At 59.8% G+C, this 21746-nt stretch carries 19 protein-coding genes; 8 read left to right on the forward strand and 11 right to left on the reverse strand.

Going from position 1 to position 21746, the window contains the following annotated elements; all coding sequences use genetic code 11:
• Positions 1 to 102 precede the first annotated feature (102 nt).
• The 6 genes from IY73_RS06015 to IY73_RS06040 form a co-directional block, all read right to left on the reverse strand.
• Positions 103 to 1896, reverse strand: coding sequence for an acetyl/propionyl/methylcrotonyl-CoA carboxylase subunit alpha (locus IY73_RS06015; protein ID WP_053962292.1), 1794 nt, complete (start codon positions 1894 to 1896; stop codon positions 103 to 105).
• A gap of 155 nt (positions 1897 to 2051) precedes the next feature.
• Positions 2052 to 2969: a sulfurtransferase gene (locus tag IY73_RS06020; RefSeq protein WP_192839649.1), complete on the reverse strand. Its 918-nt coding sequence runs from the start codon at positions 2967 to 2969 to the stop codon at positions 2052 to 2054.
• A 225-nt stretch (positions 2970 to 3194) separates the two neighbouring features.
• On the reverse strand, positions 3195 to 4514 hold the full coding sequence (locus IY73_RS06025) for a TrpB-like pyridoxal phosphate-dependent enzyme (RefSeq protein ID WP_053962293.1): 1320 nt from the start codon (positions 4512 to 4514) through the stop codon (positions 3195 to 3197).
• Between the two features lie 147 nt (positions 4515 to 4661).
• Positions 4662 to 4877 carry an acyl-CoA carboxylase subunit epsilon gene (locus IY73_RS06030; RefSeq protein WP_053962294.1) on the reverse strand — a complete coding sequence of 72 codons (216 nt, stop codon included), beginning with the start codon at positions 4875 to 4877 and terminating at the stop codon, positions 4662 to 4664.
• Between the two features lie 154 nt (positions 4878 to 5031).
• The gene (locus IY73_RS06035; RefSeq protein ID WP_096334773.1) at positions 5032 to 5688 is read right to left on the reverse strand and encodes a nucleoside triphosphate pyrophosphatase; all 657 of its coding nucleotides are present in this window, start codon (positions 5686 to 5688) and stop codon (positions 5032 to 5034) included.
• Positions 5688 to 7292 carry an acyl-CoA carboxylase subunit beta gene (locus IY73_RS06040; RefSeq protein WP_390175745.1) on the reverse strand — a complete coding sequence of 535 codons (1605 nt, stop codon included), beginning with the start codon at positions 7290 to 7292 and terminating at the stop codon, positions 5688 to 5690. Before IY73_RS06040 ends, IY73_RS06035 begins: the two co-directional genes overlap by 1 nt.
• A gap of 181 nt (positions 7293 to 7473) precedes the next feature.
• Here IY73_RS06040 and IY73_RS06045 point away from each other — a divergent pair, with 181 nt between their 5' ends.
• Positions 7474 to 8382, forward strand: coding sequence for a biotin--[acetyl-CoA-carboxylase] ligase (locus IY73_RS06045; RefSeq protein WP_053962296.1), 909 nt, complete (start codon positions 7474 to 7476; stop codon positions 8380 to 8382).
• A 7-nt stretch (positions 8383 to 8389) separates the two neighbouring features.
• Positions 8390 to 9151 (forward strand): PH domain-containing protein, encoded by a 762-nt coding sequence (locus IY73_RS06050; RefSeq protein WP_053962297.1) that lies wholly within the window; start codon positions 8390 to 8392, stop codon positions 9149 to 9151.
• 38 nt (positions 9152 to 9189) lie between these two features.
• On the opposite strand, the gene IY73_RS06055 is transcribed toward IY73_RS06050, so the two are convergent.
• Positions 9190 to 10008, reverse strand: coding sequence for a GtrA family protein (locus tag IY73_RS06055; RefSeq protein ID WP_063665779.1), 819 nt, complete (start codon positions 10006 to 10008; stop codon positions 9190 to 9192).
• Between the two features lie 46 nt (positions 10009 to 10054).
• On the opposite strand from IY73_RS06055, the gene IY73_RS06060 reads away from it, so the two are divergent.
• Positions 10055 to 11320, forward strand: coding sequence for a 5-(carboxyamino)imidazole ribonucleotide synthase (locus IY73_RS06060; protein ID WP_082345494.1), 1266 nt, complete (start codon positions 10055 to 10057; stop codon positions 11318 to 11320).
• An 85-nt stretch (positions 11321 to 11405) separates the two neighbouring features.
• Positions 11406 to 11918, forward strand: coding sequence for a 5-(carboxyamino)imidazole ribonucleotide mutase (gene purE, locus IY73_RS06065; RefSeq protein ID WP_053962298.1), 513 nt, complete (start codon positions 11406 to 11408; stop codon positions 11916 to 11918).
• Positions 11919 to 11935: 17 nt separating this feature from the next.
• On the opposite strand, the gene IY73_RS06070 is transcribed toward purE, so the two are convergent.
• The 4 genes from IY73_RS06070 to IY73_RS06085 all read right to left on the reverse strand — a co-directional run bounded on the left by IY73_RS06070 (position 11936) and on the right by IY73_RS06085 (position 16816).
• Positions 11936 to 12829 carry a TetR/AcrR family transcriptional regulator gene (locus IY73_RS06070; protein WP_053962299.1) on the reverse strand — a complete coding sequence of 298 codons (894 nt, stop codon included), beginning with the start codon at positions 12827 to 12829 and terminating at the stop codon, positions 11936 to 11938.
• Positions 12830 to 13018: 189 nt separating this feature from the next.
• Positions 13019 to 14581, reverse strand: coding sequence for a glycerol-3-phosphate dehydrogenase/oxidase (locus IY73_RS06075; RefSeq protein ID WP_053979081.1), 1563 nt, complete (start codon positions 14579 to 14581; stop codon positions 13019 to 13021).
• Positions 14547 to 15209 carry a TetR/AcrR family transcriptional regulator gene (locus tag IY73_RS06080; protein ID WP_148417759.1) on the reverse strand — a complete coding sequence of 221 codons (663 nt, stop codon included), beginning with the start codon at positions 15207 to 15209 and terminating at the stop codon, positions 14547 to 14549. The genes IY73_RS06075 and IY73_RS06080 overlap by 35 nt, the downstream gene beginning before the upstream one ends.
• A gap of 104 nt (positions 15210 to 15313) precedes the next feature.
• Entirely contained in the window at positions 15314 to 16816 is a 1503-nt protein-coding gene (locus IY73_RS06085) for an LCP family protein (RefSeq protein ID WP_053962302.1), read from the reverse strand.
• A gap of 267 nt (positions 16817 to 17083) precedes the next feature.
• Here IY73_RS06085 and rfbB point away from each other — a divergent pair, with 267 nt between their 5' ends.
• From rfbB to IY73_RS06105, 4 genes are all read left to right on the forward strand, one after another.
• Positions 17084 to 18115: a dTDP-glucose 4,6-dehydratase gene (gene rfbB / locus IY73_RS06090; protein WP_053962303.1), complete on the forward strand. Its 1032-nt coding sequence runs from the start codon at positions 17084 to 17086 to the stop codon at positions 18113 to 18115.
• A gap of 177 nt (positions 18116 to 18292) precedes the next feature.
• Positions 18293 to 19330 carry a dTDP-4-dehydrorhamnose reductase gene (gene rfbD / locus IY73_RS06095; RefSeq protein WP_053962304.1) on the forward strand — a complete coding sequence of 346 codons (1038 nt, stop codon included), beginning with the start codon at positions 18293 to 18295 and terminating at the stop codon, positions 19328 to 19330.
• Between the two features lie 10 nt (positions 19331 to 19340).
• Positions 19341 to 20237 (forward strand): glycosyltransferase family 2 protein, encoded by an 897-nt coding sequence (locus IY73_RS06100; protein ID WP_053962305.1) that lies wholly within the window; start codon positions 19341 to 19343, stop codon positions 20235 to 20237.
• A gap of 65 nt (positions 20238 to 20302) precedes the next feature.
• The gene (locus IY73_RS06105) at positions 20303 to 21406 is read left to right on the forward strand and encodes a mannose-1-phosphate guanylyltransferase (protein WP_053962732.1); all 1104 of its coding nucleotides are present in this window, start codon (positions 20303 to 20305) and stop codon (positions 21404 to 21406) included.
• Positions 21407 to 21746 lie beyond the last annotated feature (340 nt).

The following is a 21746-nucleotide window of genomic DNA, read 5'->3' on the forward strand; positions in this document are numbered from 1 at the left end:
CTGGGTGTGAGCTAGCTGGGTTGCCACGGCAAGAAGAGATATACGCCACGCTCCCCGGCCCTTGGCAGGGCGGGGGAGCGTGTGCTGTTGGTGTGGGGTGTGTTATTCGGCGTCGTCTTGCAGAATTTTGCACATGGCGGTGCCGGGGGTGACGGGGGTACCGGGCTCGACGGAGAGGTTGGTGATGGTGCCGGCTTGGTGGGCGACGACTGGGTTTTCCATCTTCATGGCTTCGAGCACGATGACGAGGTCGCCTTCTTCCACGACCTGGCCTTCTTCTACGGCAACTTTAACGACGGTGCCCTGCATGGGGGCTATGATGGTGTCGCCGGAGGCGGAGGAGCCGGAGTTGGAGGCGAAGGTGCGGGGGCGGGGCTTCCGTACCTTGGCGGGGCGGGAACCGCGAACGACGAAGTCGGCTGGCAGGCTGACTTCCATGCGCTTTCCGTCTACTTCGACAACCACGATTTGGTTGGGGAGGTGTTCCATCTGGACGGCGTCGGGGTCTTCATCAGCGGCGTCGAAGGGGTTCTTCCATTCGGTTTCGATCCACTTGGTGAAGACGTTGAAGCTGTTGCCGTCACCCACGAAGTCGGGGTTGGAGACGATGTGTCGGTGGAAGTCGATGGTGGTGGCGAGGCCTTCGATGTGGTATTCGGCGAGGGCGCGGCGGGCGCGGGCGAGAGCATTGTCGCGGTTTTCGCCCCACACGATGAGTTTAGCCAGCATGGAGTCGAATTCGCCGCCGACGATGTCGCCTTCGCGGACGCCGGAGTCAACGCGGACACCGGGACCGGAGGGTTCTTCGTAGCGGATGGCGGTGCCGGGGGCGGGGAGGAAGTTACGGCCGGGGTCTTCGCCATTAATGCGGAATTCGATGGCGTGGCCGAGTGGCTTGGGGTCTTCGGTGATGTCGAGTTCTTTGCCTTCGGCAATGTCGAACTGACGCAGTACCAGGTCGAGGTTGGTGGTTTCTTCGGTGACGGGGTGTTCTACCTGGAGACGGGTGTTGACTTCGAGGAAGGAGACGGTGTTGCCTTGCACCATGTATTCGACGGTGCCGGCGCCGTAGTAGCCAGATTCGCGGCAGATGGCACGGGCGGAGGTGCGGATCTTCTCTTCCTGTTCGGGAGTAAGGAAGGGGGCGGGTGCTTCTTCGACGAGTTTTTGGAAGCGGCGCTGCAGGGTGCAGTCGCGGGTGCCGACGACGATGACGTTGCCGTGTTGGTCGGCGAGGATTTGGGCTTCGACGTGGCGGGCGCGGTCGAGGTATTGCTCGACGAAGCATTCACCACGGCCGAAGGCGGCGGTGGCTTCACGGGTGGCGGAGTCGAAGAGTTCGGGGATTTCGTCGATGCTGTGGGCGACTTTCATGCCGCGTCCGCCACCACCGAAGGCGGCTTTGATGGCGATGGGGCAGCCATATTTTTCGGCGAAGGCGATGACTTCGCCGGCGTCTTTGACGGGGTCTTTGGTGCCGGCTGCCATGGGGGCGTTGGCACGTTCGGCGATGTGGCGGGCGGTGACTTTGTCGCCGAGTTTGCGGATGGCCTCCGGCGGGGGGCCAATCCAGATGTAGCCGGCGTCGATGACGGCTTGGGCGAAATCGGCGTTCTCGGAGAGGAAGCCGTAGCCGGGGTGGATGGCGTTGGCGCCGGCGGCTTCTGCTGCGGAAAGCAGCTTTTCGACGTTGAGATAGGTTTCGGCGCCGGTGGAGCCGTGCAGGGCGATGGCTTCGTCGGCGAGGCTAACGAAAGGGGCGTCGGCATCCGGGTCGGCGTAGACGGCCACGCTGGGGATGCCTGCGTCGCGGGCACCACGGATGACGCGGACGGCGATCTCGCCGCGGTTCGCAACTAGTACTTTGTTGATCGTTGCTGTTGCGTTAGCGGACAATCTTCTCTCCTGTGACTTTTCTTTTTCAGCAAAGGGGAACTTTACCGGGTCAAACCGTACCCAAGTCTACGCCTTCCTGCCGGTTTCACCGAACAAAGTGGACACGTAGCCTTGGGTTGTGCTGCTGTTATGTCTCGTGGTGGGGGCGGTTGTGTCTAGTGGCGGGCGCTGAGTGGGAGGGGGAAGGGGACGGATCCGGGGGCGGTGCCTTGCACGATGGGCATCCGTACGGCGGTTCCCCATTCGGACCAGGAACCGTCGTAGTTGTAGGCGCAGTCGCAGCCGAGCAGGTAGGTGAGGACGAACCAGGTGTGGCTGGCTTGTTCTCCCATGGTGCAGTAGGTGATGACGTCGCGTTCGTCGTCGGGGGAGCAGACTCCGTCGTAGATGTCTTCGAGGGTAGTGCGGGGGAGGAAGCGGGAGTCGGGTCCGACGGCGCGGTTCCAGGGGATGTTGAAGGCAGTGGGGATGTGTCCGCGGCGGGAGACGGCGCTGGAGAGGTGTGGGGAGAGGGTGTTGCCAACGTATTCGTCGCGGCTGCGGGCATCGATGATGAGGGAGGAACCAAGTGCGGCGAGGACGTCTTGCCGGTAGACACGCCGGTTGTCGTCATGACGTTCGACGATGGGGTAGTCAGATTCTGGGTAGGTGCGGACTGCGAAGCTGGTGGGACGTTCTTCCAGGAACCAGGCGTCGCGGCCGCCGTCGAGGAGGCGGACGTCGGCGTGTCCGAAGAGGGAGAAGACCCAGAGTGCGTAGGCGGCCCACCAGTTGGATTTGTCGCCGTAGAGGACGATGGTGTCGTTTTGGCGGATGCCGAGGTGGCGCATCAGGCTGGCGAAGTGTTGGCCGTTGATGAAGTCGCGGATGTTGGGGTCGAAGAGGTCTTTGCGCCAGTCGAGGCGGAGTGCGCCGGGGACGTGGCCAATGTCGTAGAGGAGGCCGTCTTCGTTGCATTCGAGGATGCGTAGTCCTGGGTAGTCGAGGTGTTCAGCGAGCCATTCGGTGGAGACGAGGCGCTCTGGGTGCGCGTAGTCGTTGAACCGCGGGTTGAGATCGTAGGGCGCGGGCACGCTGTCCTCCTCGGGCATGAAGTTGCAGGGCGCGAAGTAGTTTTCACCTGTCATTCTAGTTTTTCTGGGGGCGCTCTGCCGAATGAATGGAACACCGCCACCCACCTGCCTACTGCTGGGAGTAAGGATGGGTGACAGTGTTCGGGGGTGCTTATGCTGGTGAGCAGAGATACAGCGGGTGTCCGTGGTGCGGGTGCGCGCAGGGCGTGTTTAGCTGCTTGCTAGTCAGAAGCTTTCCAGCATGCCGACCTGGGCGTAGGAGGGCATGTCGAGGAGACCGTGGCCGGAGAGACCGATGACGATGGACGGGCCGCTGCCGGGGGTGCCTTGGTGCTTGCGGGCTTCCAAGAGTGCGCCGGCAAGTGCGTGGGTGGACTCGGGGGCAGGCACGATACCTTCGGTGCGGGCCAGCAGGCGGCCGGCCTTGAAAGTGGTTTCCTGCGGGAGTGCCATGGCGTCCATGAGACCCAGGTGGTAGGCGTGGGAGACCATGGGTGCCATGCCGTGGTAGCGAAGGCCGCCAGCGTGGATGGGGTCGGGGACGAAGTCTGCACCCATGGTGTACATCTTCATGAGCGGGGTGGTGTGGGCGACGTCGCCGAAGTCGTAGCGGAATTCTCCTTCTGTCATGGATGGGCAGGAGGCAGGTTCGACGGCGACAACTTTGGTGGTGCAGTTGCCGGCGATGATTTCCCGGATGAAGGGGAAGGAGAGGCCGGCCAGGTTGGAGCCGCCACCGGCGCAGCCGAAGACGTAGTCGGCTTGTTCTTCGCCGAACTTCTTGAGCTGGAGGAGGGTTTCTTCACCGATGATGGTCTGGTGGAGCATCACGTGGTTGAGCACGGAGCCCAAGGTGTAGTGGGTCTTGTCGTCGCCGAGAGCTACTTCGACGGCTTCGGAGATGGCCATGCCGAGGGATCCGGTGGTGCCCGGGAATTTTTTGTTCATGGCGCGGCCGGCTTTGGTGTCCACGGTGGGGGAGCTGTAGCAGCGTCCTCCGTAGAGGTCCATGAGCATGCGGCGGTAGGGTTTGGATTCGTAGGAGGTGCGGACCTGCCACACCTGGACGTCAATATCGAACATGGCGCCCGCGTAGCTGAGGGCGGCTCCCCATTGACCAGCACCCGTCTCGGTGGTGAGGTGCTCAATGCCTTCGATCTTGTTGTAGTAGGCCTGTGGTAGAGCGGTGTTGGTCTTGTGTGAACCGACGGGGCTCACACCTTCGTACTTGTAGTAGATGCGGGCAGAAGTGCCGAGTGTTTCCTCTAGGCGACGGGCGCGGTAGAGGGGGCTGGGGCGCCACTGCGTGTAGAGCCGTCGGATCGGCTCGGGGATTTCAACGTAGCGGTCTTTGGTGAGCTCCTGGCGGCAGAGTTCGGCAGAGAAGAGCGGTTGGAGGTCAGCTTCGGTGACGGGCTCTTGGGTGGCCGGGTTGAGGTGCGGAGCGCAGGGCTCGGGAAAGTCAGCGTTGAGGTTGTACCACTGGGTGGGCATCTCGGATTCGTCCAAGATGACCTTTGTATTCGGGGAAAGTTCGACAGTCATACTTGACAGTCTCTCATCACGATCAGGGGAAATCCATTTGAGGGGGGCTACTGCGGTAGCGGACACCATTTTAGGGTGGGAGTAGCTCCTAGAGATGCAGGCTATTCCTAGAAAAGTGGATTACGCCTAGTGATGTGGCTGCGGTGCCTAGAGGTTGACGTAGGCGGTGGGGGCGTAGGCGAGAACAGGGGAGAACTGGCGGTTAACATCACCCCAGTTGTTGAGGGCGTTGGTGACCTGCGGCATGGTGTCGGTCGAGGCGGCGAGGGCCATGGTGCGGAGGGCTTCGCCGATGGCGGCAACCTCTGCTTCGGTGGGGTTACCTTTAACGATGTCGAAAACCACGTCCGGCTTTACGGTCATTCGTTTACCCTTCTTACGGTCTTTCTCGTGGGTGGCAGATGGTTCCTGGGATCCGCTCTCGATACGTTGGCGGTATCCAGCGCTTTTATGCTGCTACGCAAAATAACAGTTTAGCGCGGTGGTGCGAAAAACCTAATTACTGTGCGATGTTCTGTCACTTTTCTTCTGCTGATGGGCTGGTGACGGTATTCCACAGGCTGGTGGCGTTCAGTCCCACTTGGGCGGCGAGCCGGCGGAGGGTGGGCAGGCTCAGCCCGATCACGTTGGAGGGGTCCCCCTCGATGGCATCAATAAACCAGCCGCCGAGAGCTTCCAAGGTAAAGGCACCGGCACAGTAGAGGGGTTCGCCGGATTCGGCATAGCGACGGATATCGTCGTCAGTGGGAGTGCTGAAGTGTACGACGGTGCGGGTGACGGCGGAGGCGGTGGCCTCTGCGCCGTCCGTCAGGCGAATAACGGTATGCCCGGTGAGGAGTTCTGCAGAAGTGCCGCGTACCTGCTGCCAGTGGGCGATGGTGCGCTCTACCGTGAGTGGCTTCCCTACCAGCTCACCGGTTGCGGTAAGCAGCATGGAATCGCAGCCAATGACGAGTGCGTCAGCCGCCAGTGTCGGGTGGGAAATACACAGCTGGTGGGCAACGTCGGCGGCTTTGGCAGCAGCTAGCTGTTCCACCAGTGTGGGGCCAGCGGGGAGTTGGTGTTTGAGCTCGTTCTCATCTGCGGTGGAGACGAGAACGAAAGGCTCAATTCCACCGCTGCGGAGGATCTGTAGGCGGGACGGCGAGGCCGACCCCAACACCACAGTGGTCATTACAGCGGGATATTGCCGTGGCGCTTCGGGTAGCTGGGAACCACCTTGCGTTCGAGGAGACGCAGTGCGATGGCGATTTCGTCCCGAGTGTGCGATGGCGGAATGACGGAGTCCACAAAACCGCGCTCAGCGGCAACGTAGGGGTTAACCACCTGTGTTTCGTACTCGGCCTGCAGCTTTGCGGTGAGGGCTTCCACATCCTCACCCTTCTCGGCAGCTTCTGCAAGCTGCTGATGGTGCAGGCGGGGAACGGAGTTAGCGGCATCATCGATGGCGATCTGGGCGGTCGGCCAGGCCAGGTTGATGTCAGCGCCAAGGTGCTTGGAGCCCATGGCGTTGTAGGCTTCGCCGAAGGCTTTACGGACGACGACAGTGACACACGGAGTGACCGCTTCGCCGTAGGCGTAGAAGAGCTTGGCGGCGGAGCGTACGGAGCCGGCCTGCTCTTCTTCCAGGGAGGGGAGGAAGCTGGGCACATCCACCAGGGTGATGATGGGAATGTTAAAGGCATCGCAGGTGCGGATGAATCGGGCGGCCTTGTCAGCGGCAGCTGTGTCAATCGCACCGGCGAGAACCTGCGGTTGGTTGGCGACGACCGCGACGGAGCGGCCTTCGATGCAGGCAAAACCAGTCAGCATGTTGGTGGCGCGACCTGCCTGTACTTCCAGGAAGTCGCCATCGTCAACGAGTCGGGTGATGATCTCCACCATGTCGTAGGTGGTGGCGTCGGAGTCGGGAACAATGGCGTCGAGTTCCAGGTCTTCCGGACGTGGGTGGCTACCGGGTGCGCCGGGGAGTTTCACCCAGGGCTGCTTGGGTGCTTCTGCTCGGTTGTTAGAGGGCAGGTGGGCGAGCAGTTCCTTGGCGTAGGTGAGGGCATCCGCTTCGTCGTCGGCCACGTAATGGCAGAGGCCGGTCTTTTCCATGTGGATGTCCGCACCACCCATGTCCTGGGTGGATTTACCTGCGCTTCGCTCGGCGATCATTTCGGGGGTACCGAAGAGCATCTCGGACTGGCCACGCACCATGATGACGAAGTCCTGCAGTGCGGAGGCGAAGACATTGCCGCCGGAGCTTCGACCCAGTACGACAGAAATCTGCGGGATGAGGCCGGAGGCCTTCACCAGCCGCTGGCAGATCTCTCCGTAGAAGGCCAGCGAGTTGACGCCTTCCTGCAGTCGAGCGCCGCGGCCGTCAATAATGGTGACCAGCGGCCGTCCGGTCTTAATTGCAAGGTCAAGGATCTTGACAATCTTCTCGCCCGTCACCTCGCCGAAGCTGCCTCCCAGTACGGTGGAGTCAGCGGAGAAGGCGCATACCGAGCGGCCATCGACGGTACCGTAGCCGGTGACCACGCCGTCTCCCACCGGCTTGCAGAATGCCAGGTCGTAGGAGTTGGAGCGGCTCTTTGCCAGCGCATCGGTTTCCACGAAGGAGCCTTCGTCGAACAACGCCACGATGCGTTCGCGGGCGGTCATCAAACCAGCGTCGTGAACCTTCTCGATAGCCTCGGCGCCGACGGGTGCCTGGGCTTCGGCCATGCGGCGACGAAGCTCGTTCAGCTTGCCGGCAGTGGTGTGAATACTAGGTGCGCCATTACTCATGAGCATTAGCTTACTCAACTGCGGCCTTTCTGGAGAACCGAGCGTGGACTAGGTTGGGGTTTCCCCCAAAAATCTCGACTTCACCACCCCCACACCGCACGCACGGTCCACCCCGTAGAATGGCTAGCAAGATAACGGTGCCCGTAGCTGCGCCATCAGTTTCTCTCCCCGTGGAGTCTTCATGCCGCTCGTCCCTACCCGTCCACTCGATGTCGCCCTTCTGCGTGCTGCGCTAGTGGACACTCCCGCAACCACCTGGCAGTCCCTAGAGGTAGCGGATGTTACAGGTTCCACCAATAGCGACATGGTCCAGCGGGCTTCCGCCGACCTCACCTGCGACCGGGCTTTGCTGCTGGCTGAGTACCAGACCAACGGGCGAGGCCGCTACACCCGCAGTTTTGTGGCCCCGCACCAATCCTCTATCAGCTTCTCGGCCCTTATCCGGACAGGTACCGTCTCGTCGCAACGATGGGCGCTGCTGCCTTTAGCAACGGGTGTGGCAGTGATCGATGGGCTCCGCCGGACCCTCCGAGAAGCAGGCATTGATGCGGGTGCCGGCGCAGGAAGCGCCAGTGGAACTCCGGGAGAAATCGACCTTTCCCTCAAATGGCCTAACGACATTCTCTGCAATGGTGGGAAACTGGCCGGCATGCTGGTGGAGATGGCGGCGGTAGACCGCACCTTCCCCGACGGCAGTAGCGCCGCCGCGATTGTGCCGGGGGTAGGCATCAACGTCACCCAGTCTCCCGATGAACTACCAGTCGACTATGCCGTATCGCTGGCGATGGTACTGGGAGACCACACACCCAGCCGGGAGGACCTTGCTATCGCCATCTTTACAGAACTCGATCGGCGGGTACAGGAATGGTGGCGGGGAGACACGGTGATGCTGGAAGATTATATTGACCGCTGTTCCACTATTGGCCAGGAAGTGGATATACAGCTACCGGATGGGGTAATGGCCCACGGAACAGCGGTGGATGTAGCGGAGGATGGCTGTCTGTTGTTGCGCACAGCTAACGGGGCAGTCCAAGCGGTGCGTGCTGGTGATGTGCGACATGTTCGCGGAGGAGGCTGCTACCTGCCATGATGGAGTCATGAAGAGAAGCGGTGACTACCCAGAGAAGATCCTCGACCCGGGTGAGGAGATTCTCATTCACGAGCGTCCCCATTGGATCAGCCTTGCCCGCCCGACACTGCTGACCATCCTGACGGTCATGCTCGCGATGCTGCTGGTGGGGCTGTCCGACGCTCTCCAGGAAGGAGTCCTCCGTGACATTCTGCAAGCCGCCCTCATCCTGGTGATGGTGGCGATGCTGCTGGTATGGGTGGTGGTGCCGGTACTGCACTGGCTGGGCTCTTCCATTGTGGTCACCAGCAACCGGGTGGTGTTCCGACAGGGTGTGTTCCGTAAAGAAACCTTCTCTGTGTCGTTGGCATGGTTGCAAGCGGTGGATGTGGAGCAATCGCTGCTAGGCCGCATGCTGCACTACGGCACTGTTCATATCTCTAGCTATGAACTAGGCGGACTGCAGTTCGACCGGGTTCCGCATCCACATGATCTGGAGAGTTTTGTGCGCTCGGGAAGTGCCGAGTTGCAGCGCACGGGCGCCTACTCGCAGCGGGCATACTATGCGCCAGCCGAGGGGTATCCAGCATATCCACCGGTGGGAGCAGGCTATGCGCCGATGCCCCCGCTTGCCACCTACCAGTCGCCGGCACAGAATCCACTGCAGCCGCCGCTACAGCCACCCACTGGGGCCCCCTACCGTCCCTCCTACGCAGGGCGGGGGAATACCGCAGATTATGGCGGAGGTGCACAAAAACCTCCCCGCCGGCGCAGATTATTTCGACGCTAACGGGGAGGATCCAAGAGGAGATCGTAGGGGGACGGCGCTTACTGGTTGAGGTCAGCTTGCGCACGCTTTGCTGTGATCCGCTCTTCTGGCGTTCGGTAGCGTTCGCGCCGGGCAACAGCACGACTGGCGACGGTTCCCTTCCGGATCGGGGTCTGGCGGCGGGAGTGTTGCTTCCAGTCTTGTGTCATGGACACTGCCTCACCTTGCGCAAACTTGGGGGCGCGGTGGGGCTTTGCCATCTCTTCCATCTCGGGGGCTTTGGGGAAGACAAACTTGTCGAAGGCCCACCAGCGCCACACCATGGCCAGCAACATACCGATGATGGAACCGAAGAGGAAGTCCCAGAGAGACACGGCAAGCTGTGAGGTGAGGCGACCACCATGGCTCACCAGGGCGAGTCCCAGAATGTTGCGGGAGAACCACAGCGGGATGGCATTGATGAGAATGCCGATACCGGAGACGATGAAGAAGAAGGTGGCTTCACGCCTGCTGCGTTTTCCGCCACGCTCGTGGAATGCCCATTCGGAGTTAAGAACGTATGAGCAAACGACAGCAATAGTGACGGCCAGAATTTTGGCCATGGTGGCTTTCTGCTGCATGACGGTAAGCGTCAAGGCATAGAAAATGCCGTTGTCGATGATGAAGGTAATGCCACCGACGATGCCGAAGCGGATGAATTCGCGATGCTTAATGAGGAAGGGGCGCCACTTCTCCGGCATGTGTTTGAGGAGGGACTCTTCTATTTTCACAAAAGTCAGCTTACCTTCTTCTGCCGGTGACGTGACACAATGGACATGGAATGCCAGGTCGTCCCCCTCTGCGTCGGCATAGGCCGGCGAAAGAATTCCCGACGGCACGGCATTATTCGCTATCCATCCTGCTCCTGCCGGAAGAGTACTGCCTATGCCTACCGCGCCACGCAAGTATCCCCCTGTCACCGAACGCATTATGCCCAAGGTCGCCATGATTGGAGGTGGGCAGCTGGCTCGTATGACGGCCCAGGCGGCAATCGAGCTGGGGCAGACGTTGCGGGTGGTGTCCTCTGGTCCTACGGAATCCGCTGCCCAGGTCACTCCCGACGTGGTGATGGGCGAGCATACGGATGTAGAAGCTATCCGTACCGCCGCACAGGGGGCGGATGTGGTGACCTTTGACCATGAGCATGTCCCCCAGGACGTGCTAGCCACGTTGCTGGCGGAGGGAGTGAACTTCCAGCCACAGCCGCGTGCCCTCATTTTTGCCCAGGATAAGTTGCAGATGCGGCGTCGCCTACGGGAGATTGGTGCCCCGGTGCCCCCGTTTGCCCATCTGCAGACCGATGACGATGTTGCGCGGTTCTGGGAGGAGAACGACGGCGAGGTCATCATTAAGACGGCGCGTGGCGGATACGACGGCCATGGAGTGTGGGCTCCGACGACGTTGGTGGAGGCGCAGGAAATTGTGCGCACGGGGATCACGGCGCACGAGATGACAATGCTGGGCGAGTGGAAAGTGCCGTGGGTGGTGGAATTGTCTGCCCTGGTCGCCCGTTCTCCAGAGGGGCAGGGGGCCGCGTGGCCCGTTACCCAATCCATCCAACAGCAGGGAATTTGTGCCGTTGCGATGGCTCCTGCGCCCTGTTTGCCAGCGGAGGTGGCGACAGCTGCCCAACAGTTGGGGTTGCGCATTGCCCAGGAGCTGGAGGTAACCGGCGTGCTGGCGGTGGAGCTGTTCTTGCTGCCGGATAACTCTTTGCTGGTTAATGAATTGGCGATGCGCCCTCATAACACCGGCCATTGGACGCAGGATGGGTGCATTACCAGCCAGTTTGAGCAGCACATTCGGGCAGTCCTGGATTATCCGTTGGGGGACGTCTCTATGCGGGTGCCGTTTACGGTGATGGCCAATGTGTTGGGCGCGCCGAAGACTCCGAAGATGACGATGGATGAACGGGCGCATCACCTATTTGCACGCTTCCCCAATGTGAAGCTGCATATGTACGGAAAAAGCGAGCGTCCGGGCCGTAAACTGGGACACGTCAACGTGTGTGGCCCGCTGGGTGGTTCGGTTGAGGATCCCGTCTATGTGGCGAAGGTACAGCGGGAAGCCGAGTTGGCGGCACAGTGGATGTCCACGGCGGAGTGGCTGGATGGCTGGGACCCGCATACAGGTATGCCGGCTAACGAGTGAGCTATTGTATCCACGCTGGCAACGTACACGACAACGATGCTGAGACGGATGAGCGTCGGGTAAGACGTGAAGAAAGGTGACGACGATGGCGTCCTATAACCCTTTGGTAGGAATTGTGATGGGGTCAGATTCCGACTGGCCGACAGTTGAGCCGGCGGTGGAAGCCCTGGATGCGTTCGGTATTCCATGGGAGGTGGGTGTGTATTCGGCGCACCGTACTCCGCAGCGCATGCTGGATTACGGCAAGGAGGCCGCGGGGCGGGGGCTGCAGTGCATTATTGCTTGTGCCGGTGGTGCTGCACATCTGCCGGGCATGATGGCGGCAGCCACGGCGTTGCCTGTTATTGGTATCCCGCGTGCTTTGAAGAACCTGGAGGGAATGGATTCGCTGTTGTCTATCGTGCAGATGCCGGCGGGAGTGCCGGTAGCAACTGTGTCGATTGATGGCGCGAAGAATGCTGGCCTGTTGGCTGCTCGTATTATTGGCGCTGCTGATGCAGAGGTGCGGGCGAAGATGGAGGCCTTTATGGCAGGGATGGAAGAAGAGGTCGTGGGTAAACACGCGGCTTTGCAGAACCGCCTGGATCAGGAACGGTAACCCCAGGTAGACGCAGTCTAGCGGGCAGAGCGCGGGGAGCGGCGAGTGCTGTTCTTCGCGCTCTTTTGTGTGGTGGGAGGGGCAGCTGTTTCGTCGGCAGGTGGTTTTTGTGCACCTGGTTTGCCAGCAGTTCTGCGGGTTGAGGTGCGCCGGCTGCTACTTTTCGGTTTCGAGATGTCTGCCATGAAGCGGGCGGGGGGAGTCATAGGTTCAGCTTCGGGGACTCCGAGGGAGATGAAGCGAGAACGTCGGTTGGTTGCGCTCGTTTCGGGGCTGCGCGGAATATTTGCTGGGGGAATGTCTGCGGAGGGGCTAAGGAGCCCGGTGAGTGCGTATTTCAGTTGTCGGCGCCAGGTGTCATTAGAGATGATGCGGGACATGGATCCAACGGAGAGGCTGGTGCCTTGCAGCATCATGATGATCATGGCGGCAAGTTCCATGTCGTCTTCGTCGCGGAGCTGGGTTGGGTCGACGGCTCGGCAGTGGTGGATCAGGGAGGCTAGTACTGCAAGCAATTCCCGTTGTGAAATACCGAGGCGCATAACGAAATAGTTAGCTAGGAAGCCGTTTTCGGAGCGTGCGAGTTGGTCAAAAATGGGTTGTTCGCGCACGCGGATCACAAAGTCGAGGAGGGTATCGATGAGTTCTTCCACGGTGTCGACAAGCTGATAGCACTGGTTCAATATGTCCAGCATGATGGAGGTGACGAGGGCGCAGAAGACGGCGTTGATGTCGCTGAAGCGACGATACAGAGTTGGCCGAGAAATACCTGCACGGCTGGCGATTTCAGAGATTGTGGCTTTGTCGATGCCCTTTTCCATAATGACGTCGTAGGCCGCGCCAAGGATCTTGCCGTCAATATTGAGGGGCAAGTTCCACGAGTAGGGGACGGAGTTATGTGGTGTGGTCATATGGGGAAGGGTGAAAACTCAATGGCGCGCAGGCCAGTGCACTGTCGGGGAGTAGATATCGTGGCTTGTCCACTATGCTACGGGATTTAGCGCCGAATTTTTCTTACATGGGGAAAGAAAACCGGTGAGCCTAGTAAACAGCTACTAGGCCCACCGGGAAGAGTTAATGAAGTTGCTGTAGGTTGTGCCCTACTTGACCAGAGTGTCGATCATTTCCTGGGCGGTGGGAAGGGCTGCGTCGCGGTCCTTCTTCACCAAGCCGACGCGGGTGCGGCGGTCCAGGATATCGTCGACAGTCATGGCGCCTTCGTGGGTGACAGCGTAGGCAAACTCAGCACGGGTGATGTCCATGCCGGCAACCTGCTCCAGCGGGCGTTCGACCGGGCAGGAGGCCACTACGTTGGGGGCTTCGTGGCCGAAGCGAGCGACCAGCGAGGCGGGCAGTTTGTCCAGGTCTGCCTTGGACACCCCGGCCGAGGCAGAGTGCTTGGGAGCACCGATGAAGGGGGTGGTGCGGGTGATGCAGGGGCCGGCGCTGAGGTTGCGACGCTTGATGACCTCGTCGACGGTCTCTTCAGCCATGAGGCGGTACTCGGTGAACTTACCGCCCACGATGGAGATGAGGCCATTGCTGGCTTCGATGATGGCGTGGCGACGGGACAGGTCCGAGGTGGATCCGCCTTCACCGGAGTCGATGAGCGGGCGGTAGCCGGTGAAGGCGCCGATGACGTCGTCACGGGTGAGTTTCACTTCGAGGGCGCTGTTGAAGTTCTTGAGGAGGAAGTCGATGTCCTCTTCCGGGGTGGGTGGGACGTCGACGATTTCGCCACGGGTTTCTTCGTCGGTGAGGCCCAGGTAGATGCGTCCGAGCTGTTCGGGGATGGCGAAGAGGTAACGGGAGATGGAGCCAGGCAGCGGCACAGTGAGCTGGCCGGTAGGGTTGCCCATCTTGGCAGCGTCGATCACCAGGTGGGTGCCGCGGGCGGGACGGAGTTTGATCTCGTTATCGATGTGTCCTGCCCAGACACCGGTGGCAGAGCTCACAGACTTGGCGCTGAGGGTGAAGCTCTTGCCGCCCAGTTGGTCAGTGACGGTTACGGAGGTACCGGTGACGTCGCTGCAGGCAGCATGGGTGAGGACGAGGCAGCCCTTTTCTGCGGCGGTGCGGATGGCGCAGGTGACGACTCGGGCGTCGTCGATCATCTGGCCGTCGTAGAACACCCAGGAGCCCTTAAGTCCATCGCGGGAGACACCGGGACACATTTCGAGGGTCTTAGAGACGCTCTGGTAGTGGGAGTGGGGAAGAATGTCGCCGGAGGTGCCGGCCGCCATGCGGAGGAGGTCGCCACCAATGAAGCCGACGCGGGAAGCACCCTGCTGGATGGTGGTGGCGGCGTCGTTCAGTGGAACGACCTGGGCGATGGAATGAACGAGGTGTGGAGCGGTCTCTTCCAGGAGGATGCCACGTTCGACGGCGGAGCTGTGGGCGATGCCGAGTTCCATCTTGGCGAGGTAGCGGAGGCCACCGTGGGCGAGCTTGGAGGACCAGCGGGAGGTGCCGAAGGCGATATCTTCTTTTTCAATGATGGCGACTTTGAGGCCGCGGGTGACGGCGTCGAGAGCCACGCCGGCACCGGTGATGCCGGCGCCGATGATGATCATGTCGAGCTCACCGGCGGGCATCGAAGCGAGTTTAGCGAGAGTTTCGGTACGAAGTTCAGGAGATAGTGCGCGAGGATCCTGTGAGGTCATGAGACAAATATCCCTTCAATGTTTTGGTTAGTTCTTCACGCCAAACGTCATCACTACCAAAACCGGAGGAGGCTGCCTGTGCGGAGAGTGCAGCAGCCTGGGTTATGACCAGAATCATAGTTGCCATGACGTGGGGATCGTCCTGGCGGATGAGGAGTGCTGCCTCCGGCTCTTCACCGTGTGCGCGGGCCACATCTGATACCTGGACTTGCTTGATGAGGGTTTCCAAGTAGCGGATGAGAGCGATTTGGCTCTGGCCGAAGCGTCGGAAGGAGTACGTGGTCAGCAGTTCGGGATCTGTCTCGATAATGGCCCGGAGGAAAGCATTGTTCCGTGCTTTGTCGGTGTAGATCACGATGGTGTTGACCAGTTCCTCGGTATCCGAAGGCATACGGGGCACAGTGTCTAGAATGTCGAGGAGTTCCCGGGTGAGGAGTGCCGTGGCGAGGGCGGTGACGTCCTTGTAACGGCGGTAGAGAGTAGGGCGGCTCACTTGGGCGGCTCGGGCAATTCCAGCCATGGTTGTGCGGCGTACACCATCCTTCACGATGCAGCTGAGGCCAGCTTTGATGATGGCTTCATCGACCGACATCGTGGTGGATTCTGGATTCTGAGGTGACTTAGGCACGGTTCAATACTCCCCTAGGAATTACAGATTGTCAATAAGTGTTAATGTGTAAATGGCAATAGTTGGCAAGATCACATTAGTGCTGCTCGTCGGGGACGCAGAACCTAATTGACGCATTGCGGACCACGCCCACCCGCGCTAATAGAGGGGGTACTACCGGGGCTCACAGTGGGTTTGACAGGCAGTTCAAGATCACTGGCGAAGACAGTCTTCCCGTCCTTCGTGGCCGGTCCCTCATAGTCGTCAGAGAGGACGACTCGCACGGTTCCAATAGGTACATCTGCGGAACTCTGGACGGGGAGACCACCCAAGTCTTTACTCACGGCATCCGCCGCAGCCATGGTCTGTGGATTACCCACCACAACACTAGTGGGGGTGTCGTTGTCAGAGTTTCCGGTGTTCTGAGTCTGGTAGCCCAGCCCCTCCAAGTACTTGGCCACTGAACCAGCCAATCCGGCGAGAGAACCGGCATTCAAGACCGATAGTGACACGGCAGAACGATCAATGTTGACACGTTCCGGCTTCGGCAGTTCCTTTTTCTTCCCCGGCTTCTTGGAAGACCCAATGGTGCGCTCCACCCACGCCTTCACTGCCGGCGGATCAACTTCAATAGCACTCACCATGTCGCCGTTATCCAGCTTCATATGTGCATCAGGATTAGTGACAGGGATGGTAGCGAACTTCACCTGCCCACCCGTCAGGTGCTGAAGCTGCTGGGCGAATTGCACCACGTCCCAGCCCTCGTTCACCACCACGGAGCGGTTAATTGCTTGAGTGAGCCGGTTCAACGCATCCGGATTGGTGAGGACACCCGCGGAAAGCACCTTGCGCACCATAGAGGCCATATACGCCTGCTGGCGGGTAATACGGTCGAGGTCACCACGCAACAAACCGTGGCGTTGACGGACAAACGCAAGTGCTTTGGAACCACTCAGTGTCTGCACTCCAGCACGGAAGTGTGCACCCGAATAAGGGTCGTTCACAGCACGGTTGAGACATACTTCCACGCCGCCCACTGCATTAGTGATAAGGACAAAGCCCAGTAAGCCCACTTCGGCATAATGGTCGACCGTCACGCCGGTAAGATCGGCGACTGCGTGGAGGAGGGCTTCACGGCCAGCATCCGTCGCTACCTTCTCGGCTTGTTGCGGGGACATGCCCTTGGCCAGGGCTTCCTGCTTGGCCAACAACAGAGTCTGCCCATACACGCCATTGATTTTGCCCTCACCCAACTTCGGGGTGGAGATCCACGTATCGCGGGGAATGGAGATAGCGGTAGCGGAGCGGCCATTGTGGGGAATACGCACCAGCAGGATGGTGTCCGTGTTGGTCGATTCCACATCACTGCCTGCGTGCAGCATACGCTGCTCGCTGGGGGTAAGCGGATTGCCCTTGGCATCAGTGCGGGAGTCAGACCCGACGAGGAGGATGTCAGTAGCGCCATCCGCTTCACCACCTAGGGAAAGGAAGGCGTTCGCGGTGTTGTCTTTGAGGGTATCGATCTTTGACCATGCGAAGGTTGACACAACGACGAGGAGGATGGCGATGATAGCGATAATAGGTCGCACAACGCGCGTCAGAACCGTCTGGGGAGCGCGGCCATTCATAGCATCTCCTTTCCTCGTCGATATCCCTCCCACCAGGACTATTACTGGTGGATAACTAGAAGATCACTCTGTGGTAACAGAGTACTCCTACTAGATTACGAAAAAAGCACTACATTTCGACAATTGACGAGCCCACTCAACAAGAAAAACCTGAGGTGAGGCCAAGAGTTTCAGGTGCTCTACAGCAGCTGTTCCAGAAATGCACAGGGCAGCTCCCATAGTAGGTAATCTAGGAACAAGCACTAGCACCTAGGGGAAGGACATAGGGTGAAGCTCTTCATCACCGGTGGAGCTGGCTTTATCGGCTCAGTTTTTACCACAATGGCTCTGGAGGGAGCACTCGATCTTCCGGAGCTCGAAGCCGTCACCGTCTACGATGCCCTCACCTACGCCGGCACACTGACAAACCTCACCCAATGTGCGAGTGACCCCCGCTTCTCCTTCGTCCACGGTGACATTTGCGATGAACCCACTCTGCACGAGGCCATGCGTGGACACGACGCCGTCATCCATTTCGCCGCAGAATCACATGTCGACCGGTCCATTAATGGAGCCACCACTTTCGCGCACACCAACGTCGTAGGAACCGCAGCCGTCATGCAGGCGGCGCACGACGTCGGCGTCAGCCGCATCGTCCATGTCTCCACCGACGAAATCTACGGTTCCATCCCGCTGGGGGCCTGGCCGGAAACAGACCCGCTCCTTCCCACCAGCCCCTACTCCGCTTCGAAAGCAGGCTCTGACCTCGTCGCCCAATCGTTCTTCCGGAGCTTCGGCCTGCCCGTCGTCATTACCCGCTGCTCCAATAACTACGGCCCGCACCAGTTCCCCGAAAAGCTCATCCCGCTTTTCGTCACCAACCTTATGGAGGGAAAGAAGGTACCAGTCTATGGTGATGGCTCCGCTCGCCGCGACTGGCTGCACGTCACTGACCACTGCCGGGGGTTAGCGATGGCGTTGACGAAAGGCCGTGCCGGGGAGGTCTATAACATTGGGGGTGGGACAGAAATGTCCGCGCTAGAGATGACTCGTCGGATTGTCGCTGAGATGGGGATGCGCGAGAACATGATCGACTTCGTGGCAGACCGACCGGGTCACGATATGCGCTACTGTGTGGACGACTCCAAAGCCCGTGCGGAATTGGGCTACCGGCCCCACATGAGTTTTGACCACGGATTGGCTTCTACTATCGCCTGGTATCGCGAGAACCGGGAGTGGTGGGAACCGTTGCGCGCGGGGGCACCTCGGCTGGAACGGTTCGATCAGGCCGCACCCTACCAGGATGTTGACCCGCGTTGACGCCAGGTTGCTGGTCTCCCCGACTCGTGCGGCTATTAGGAAACCAGCGCAAACCCCAGTAGCCTCTATACACTTGGCGCCCATCGAGCGGTTTTCTCGCGACATCGCACGCCCACACATCATGAGCCGACTGACTCGAAACGTCACACACTAGCGACTAAAGAAGAGAGTATTCCTGTGACAACGCATCGCTGCCGAATCCACATCGTGGGAGCCAGTGGCCAACTTGGCTATGCGCTCCTCGCCACCCAACCTGCCTTCCTGTGGGAAGTCGGGCAGGAAACCCCGCTAGTGATGTACTCGCGCCGGGACTGTGATCTCTCCGATCCGTCGGTATTCACCGCTGGTGAAACGCTCATGTTGGGCCCCGGGGACATCGTCCTTAACTGCGCCGCCTACACTGCCGTCGATGCTGCTGAAGAGAATTCCGACCTGGCCTACCGCGTCAACGCCGAAGCGCCTGGTGAACTGGCAGCACTCTGCCGGGAACGGGGTGCGCATCTTGTTCACCTCAGTACTGACTACGTTTTTGGGGGGCAGCCGCGTTTCGATGATGCAGGACAGTGCCTGCCCTGGGAGACAGACGACCCAGTCTCCCCGAGCTGCGTCTACGGAGCGAGTAAAGCCGCCGGTGAAGCTGCCATTATGGATGCCTGGGCCGGTGCTGAGGGACCACAGCAAGCTGTGATTGTGCGCACCTCCTGGCTGTTTACCGGTCCGCAACGCCACCAGTGGGGTGTGCGGGGCCGCGACTTCGTCACCACGATGCAGGATCTCTACCGAGAGAAGGGGAGCGTAACGGTCGTCAACGACCAGCGCGGCTGCCCCACCTATTCCCTCGACCTGGCCTGGGGCCTGTGGGAACTCTGTCAGAAACTCTGTCATGGGGAGTCGGTACCCGCTCTTCTCCATGCCACTAACTCAGGTTTCACCACCTGGTTCGAATTCGCTCAGGCCATTATCAGCCAACTCGATAGTGACGCGGCCGCAGCTGTGCACCCCTGCACGAGCAGCGAGTTCCCCACTCCGGCAGCTCGCCCTAGCTGGTCAGTCCTCAGTTCCACCAGCTGGCAGGATGCCGGGCTGACTCCGCTGCGTTCGTGGCAGGACGCGCTCAGGGAGGCGCTGGCTGACTCTGCACAGGGGTCCCTACCGACGCCCGCCACGAGGCACCTGCCGATTCCTCAGTTCGAGTTCAACCAGTCGGATAGATAGGCTATTACTCGTGGCACAAGCATCCTTAGCAGTAGTGACCGTCACCTATTCACCCGGTCGCTACTTGCGCACCTTCTTGGACAGTATTCCTGCAGCGACTCATCAGCCAGTGCACGTCATTATGGCGGATAACGGCTCCACCGACGGGGCACCTGAGGCTGCCGTGCGTGACTATGCTGGCACCCCCGGCCTCACCGTCGGCCTGCTCGGCATGGGTTCTAACCTCGGCTACGGCTCCGCTATCAACCGGGCCTTCACCTATCTTGAGGACAATTGCCCGGACGTCCGCACTGACTACATCCTCATCTCCAATCCTGATGTGGAGTTCTCGCCGGGGTCGATTGATGCGCTGCTCGCTGCTGCTGAGCGTTGGGAGAAAGCTGGTGCGCTAGGGCCACTTATTCGAGAAGCGGACGGTACTATCTATCCTTCTGCGCGGGCCCTGCCGAGTATTCGCGATGGGATTGCCCACGCCCTTCTTGGTCCGATCTGGCCGGGAAACCCGTGGACGAAGTCTTACTTGGATGATCGAAACATGACGGTGGAGCATCCTGCCGGTTGGCTGTCCGGTTCCTGTCTGTTGGTGCGGTGGGAAGCCTTTTACCAGATTGCTGGTTTCGACGAGGGTTACTTCATGTATATGGAGGATGTGGATCTGGGTGACCGGCTCGGTAAAGCAGGTTGGCAGAACATCTTCGTCCCCTCCGCTGAGATCCGGCATGCGAAAGGCCATGCTGCCAGCTCCCATCCGGAGACCATGTTGCCGGCACACCATCGGAGTGCATATAAATTCCAGGCCGATCGCCACCCACATTGGTGGCAAGCTCCACTACGGTGGATACTGAAGGCTGGCCTGTGGGTTCGGTGTCAGATTGCCGTATCGTTGGCGCGCCGCCAGCGGCACTGACCTTTTCCACTTCTGTCCACCGTTTCTTCTATAACTCTGCGTACTTCAAGGAATTGGATATCACCATGACCGCACCTCACCGTCTGAGCCAGGACGTTCTCGACGCCACCGATGCTGTGGTGCTCGTCGGAGGCAAAGGCACGCGCTTGCGTCCCCTGACTCTCTCGGCACCCAAACCGATGCTGCCGACGGCCGGACTGCCCTTCCTCACCCACCTGTTGTCCCGTATTAAAGACGCCGGTATTAAGCACATCGTCCTGGGTACCTCGTATAAGGCGGAGGTCTTTTCCGAGTATTTCGGTGATGGATCCGACTTCGGTTTAGAGATCGAGTATGTGGTGGAGGACCAACCGCTGGATACCGGCGGTGGCATTCGCAACGTTCTGCCGAAGCTGCGCGGCGAGAACATTATGGTGTTCAACGGTGATGTGCTGGGTGGGACAGACTTGCAGGACATCTTGGGGACGTTTGTTGAGAAGCAGGCCGATGTGGTGCTGCATCTCGTCCAGGTGCCGGATCCGCGAGCTTTTGGCTGTGTGCCTACCGGCGCCGATGGCCGGGTGGAGGCGTTCTTGGAGAAGACTCCCAACCCCCCGACAGATCAGATTAACGCAGGTTGCTACGTGTTCCGCCGCGAGATTATCGAGAGCATTCCGGCGGGCGTCCCGGTGAGTGTCGAGCGCGATGTGTTCCCCCGGTTGTTGGAGGAAAACCGTCGTATGTATGGGCACGTGGATTCCCAGTATTGGCGCGATATGGGTACGCCGCAGGACTTCGTACAGGGTTCGGCGGATCTGGTACAGGGCATTGCCCCCTCACCTGCCTTGGAGGGCCATCAGGGTGAATATTTGGTTCTGCCGGGTGCCGAGATCGCGGAGTCTGCTATTTTGCGGGGCGGTACAGTTATTGGTCAAGACTCGGTAGTGGGGGATCACGCGGTGGTGTCGTCCTCTGTGGTGTTTGATGGCGCAGTACTGGGCAAAGATGTTGTCATTGAGCGCTCTCTTGTCGGCAACGGTGCGCGTATTGGTGACGGTTGTGTGGTCCGCGATGCTGTCATTGGTGATGACGCGGTGGTGGGGGATCGTTGCGAGCTTGTCGCCGGTATTCGCGTATGGCCGGGTATTGAAATTCCAGAGGCGGGAGTTCGCTTCTCCACGGACGCTTAGTACCCTTTTATGCTCTTTCCAGGCCGTTGCCGAGGTGGAGTAGTGGCCTGGAGTAAACCTTCAACCTTTGCTTTATACCTGGCTGCAGACGTGAGGATTGTTAGGATGGACACGCGGGAAGCGGCAACTTTTTGGTAGTGCGTGTGACGGGTGTGACGAAAAATAACTGATGTTGGCAGCGGGTCGAGAATGTTTTTATTCTCAAATAAATACGGCATTTCTGCACGTCAGGTGTATTTTTCTAGAAATTGATAAGATATGCCACAAATCTCATGACACGCCGGGGTCGAAATGACGCGTATTTGCGTATATTTGCGATATTGGAGAATTTCGATTTAGG

It is taken from the genome of Lawsonella clevelandensis (assembly GCF_001293125.1).
Taxonomy (GTDB): domain Bacteria; phylum Actinomycetota; class Actinomycetes; order Mycobacteriales; family Mycobacteriaceae; genus Lawsonella; species Lawsonella clevelandensis.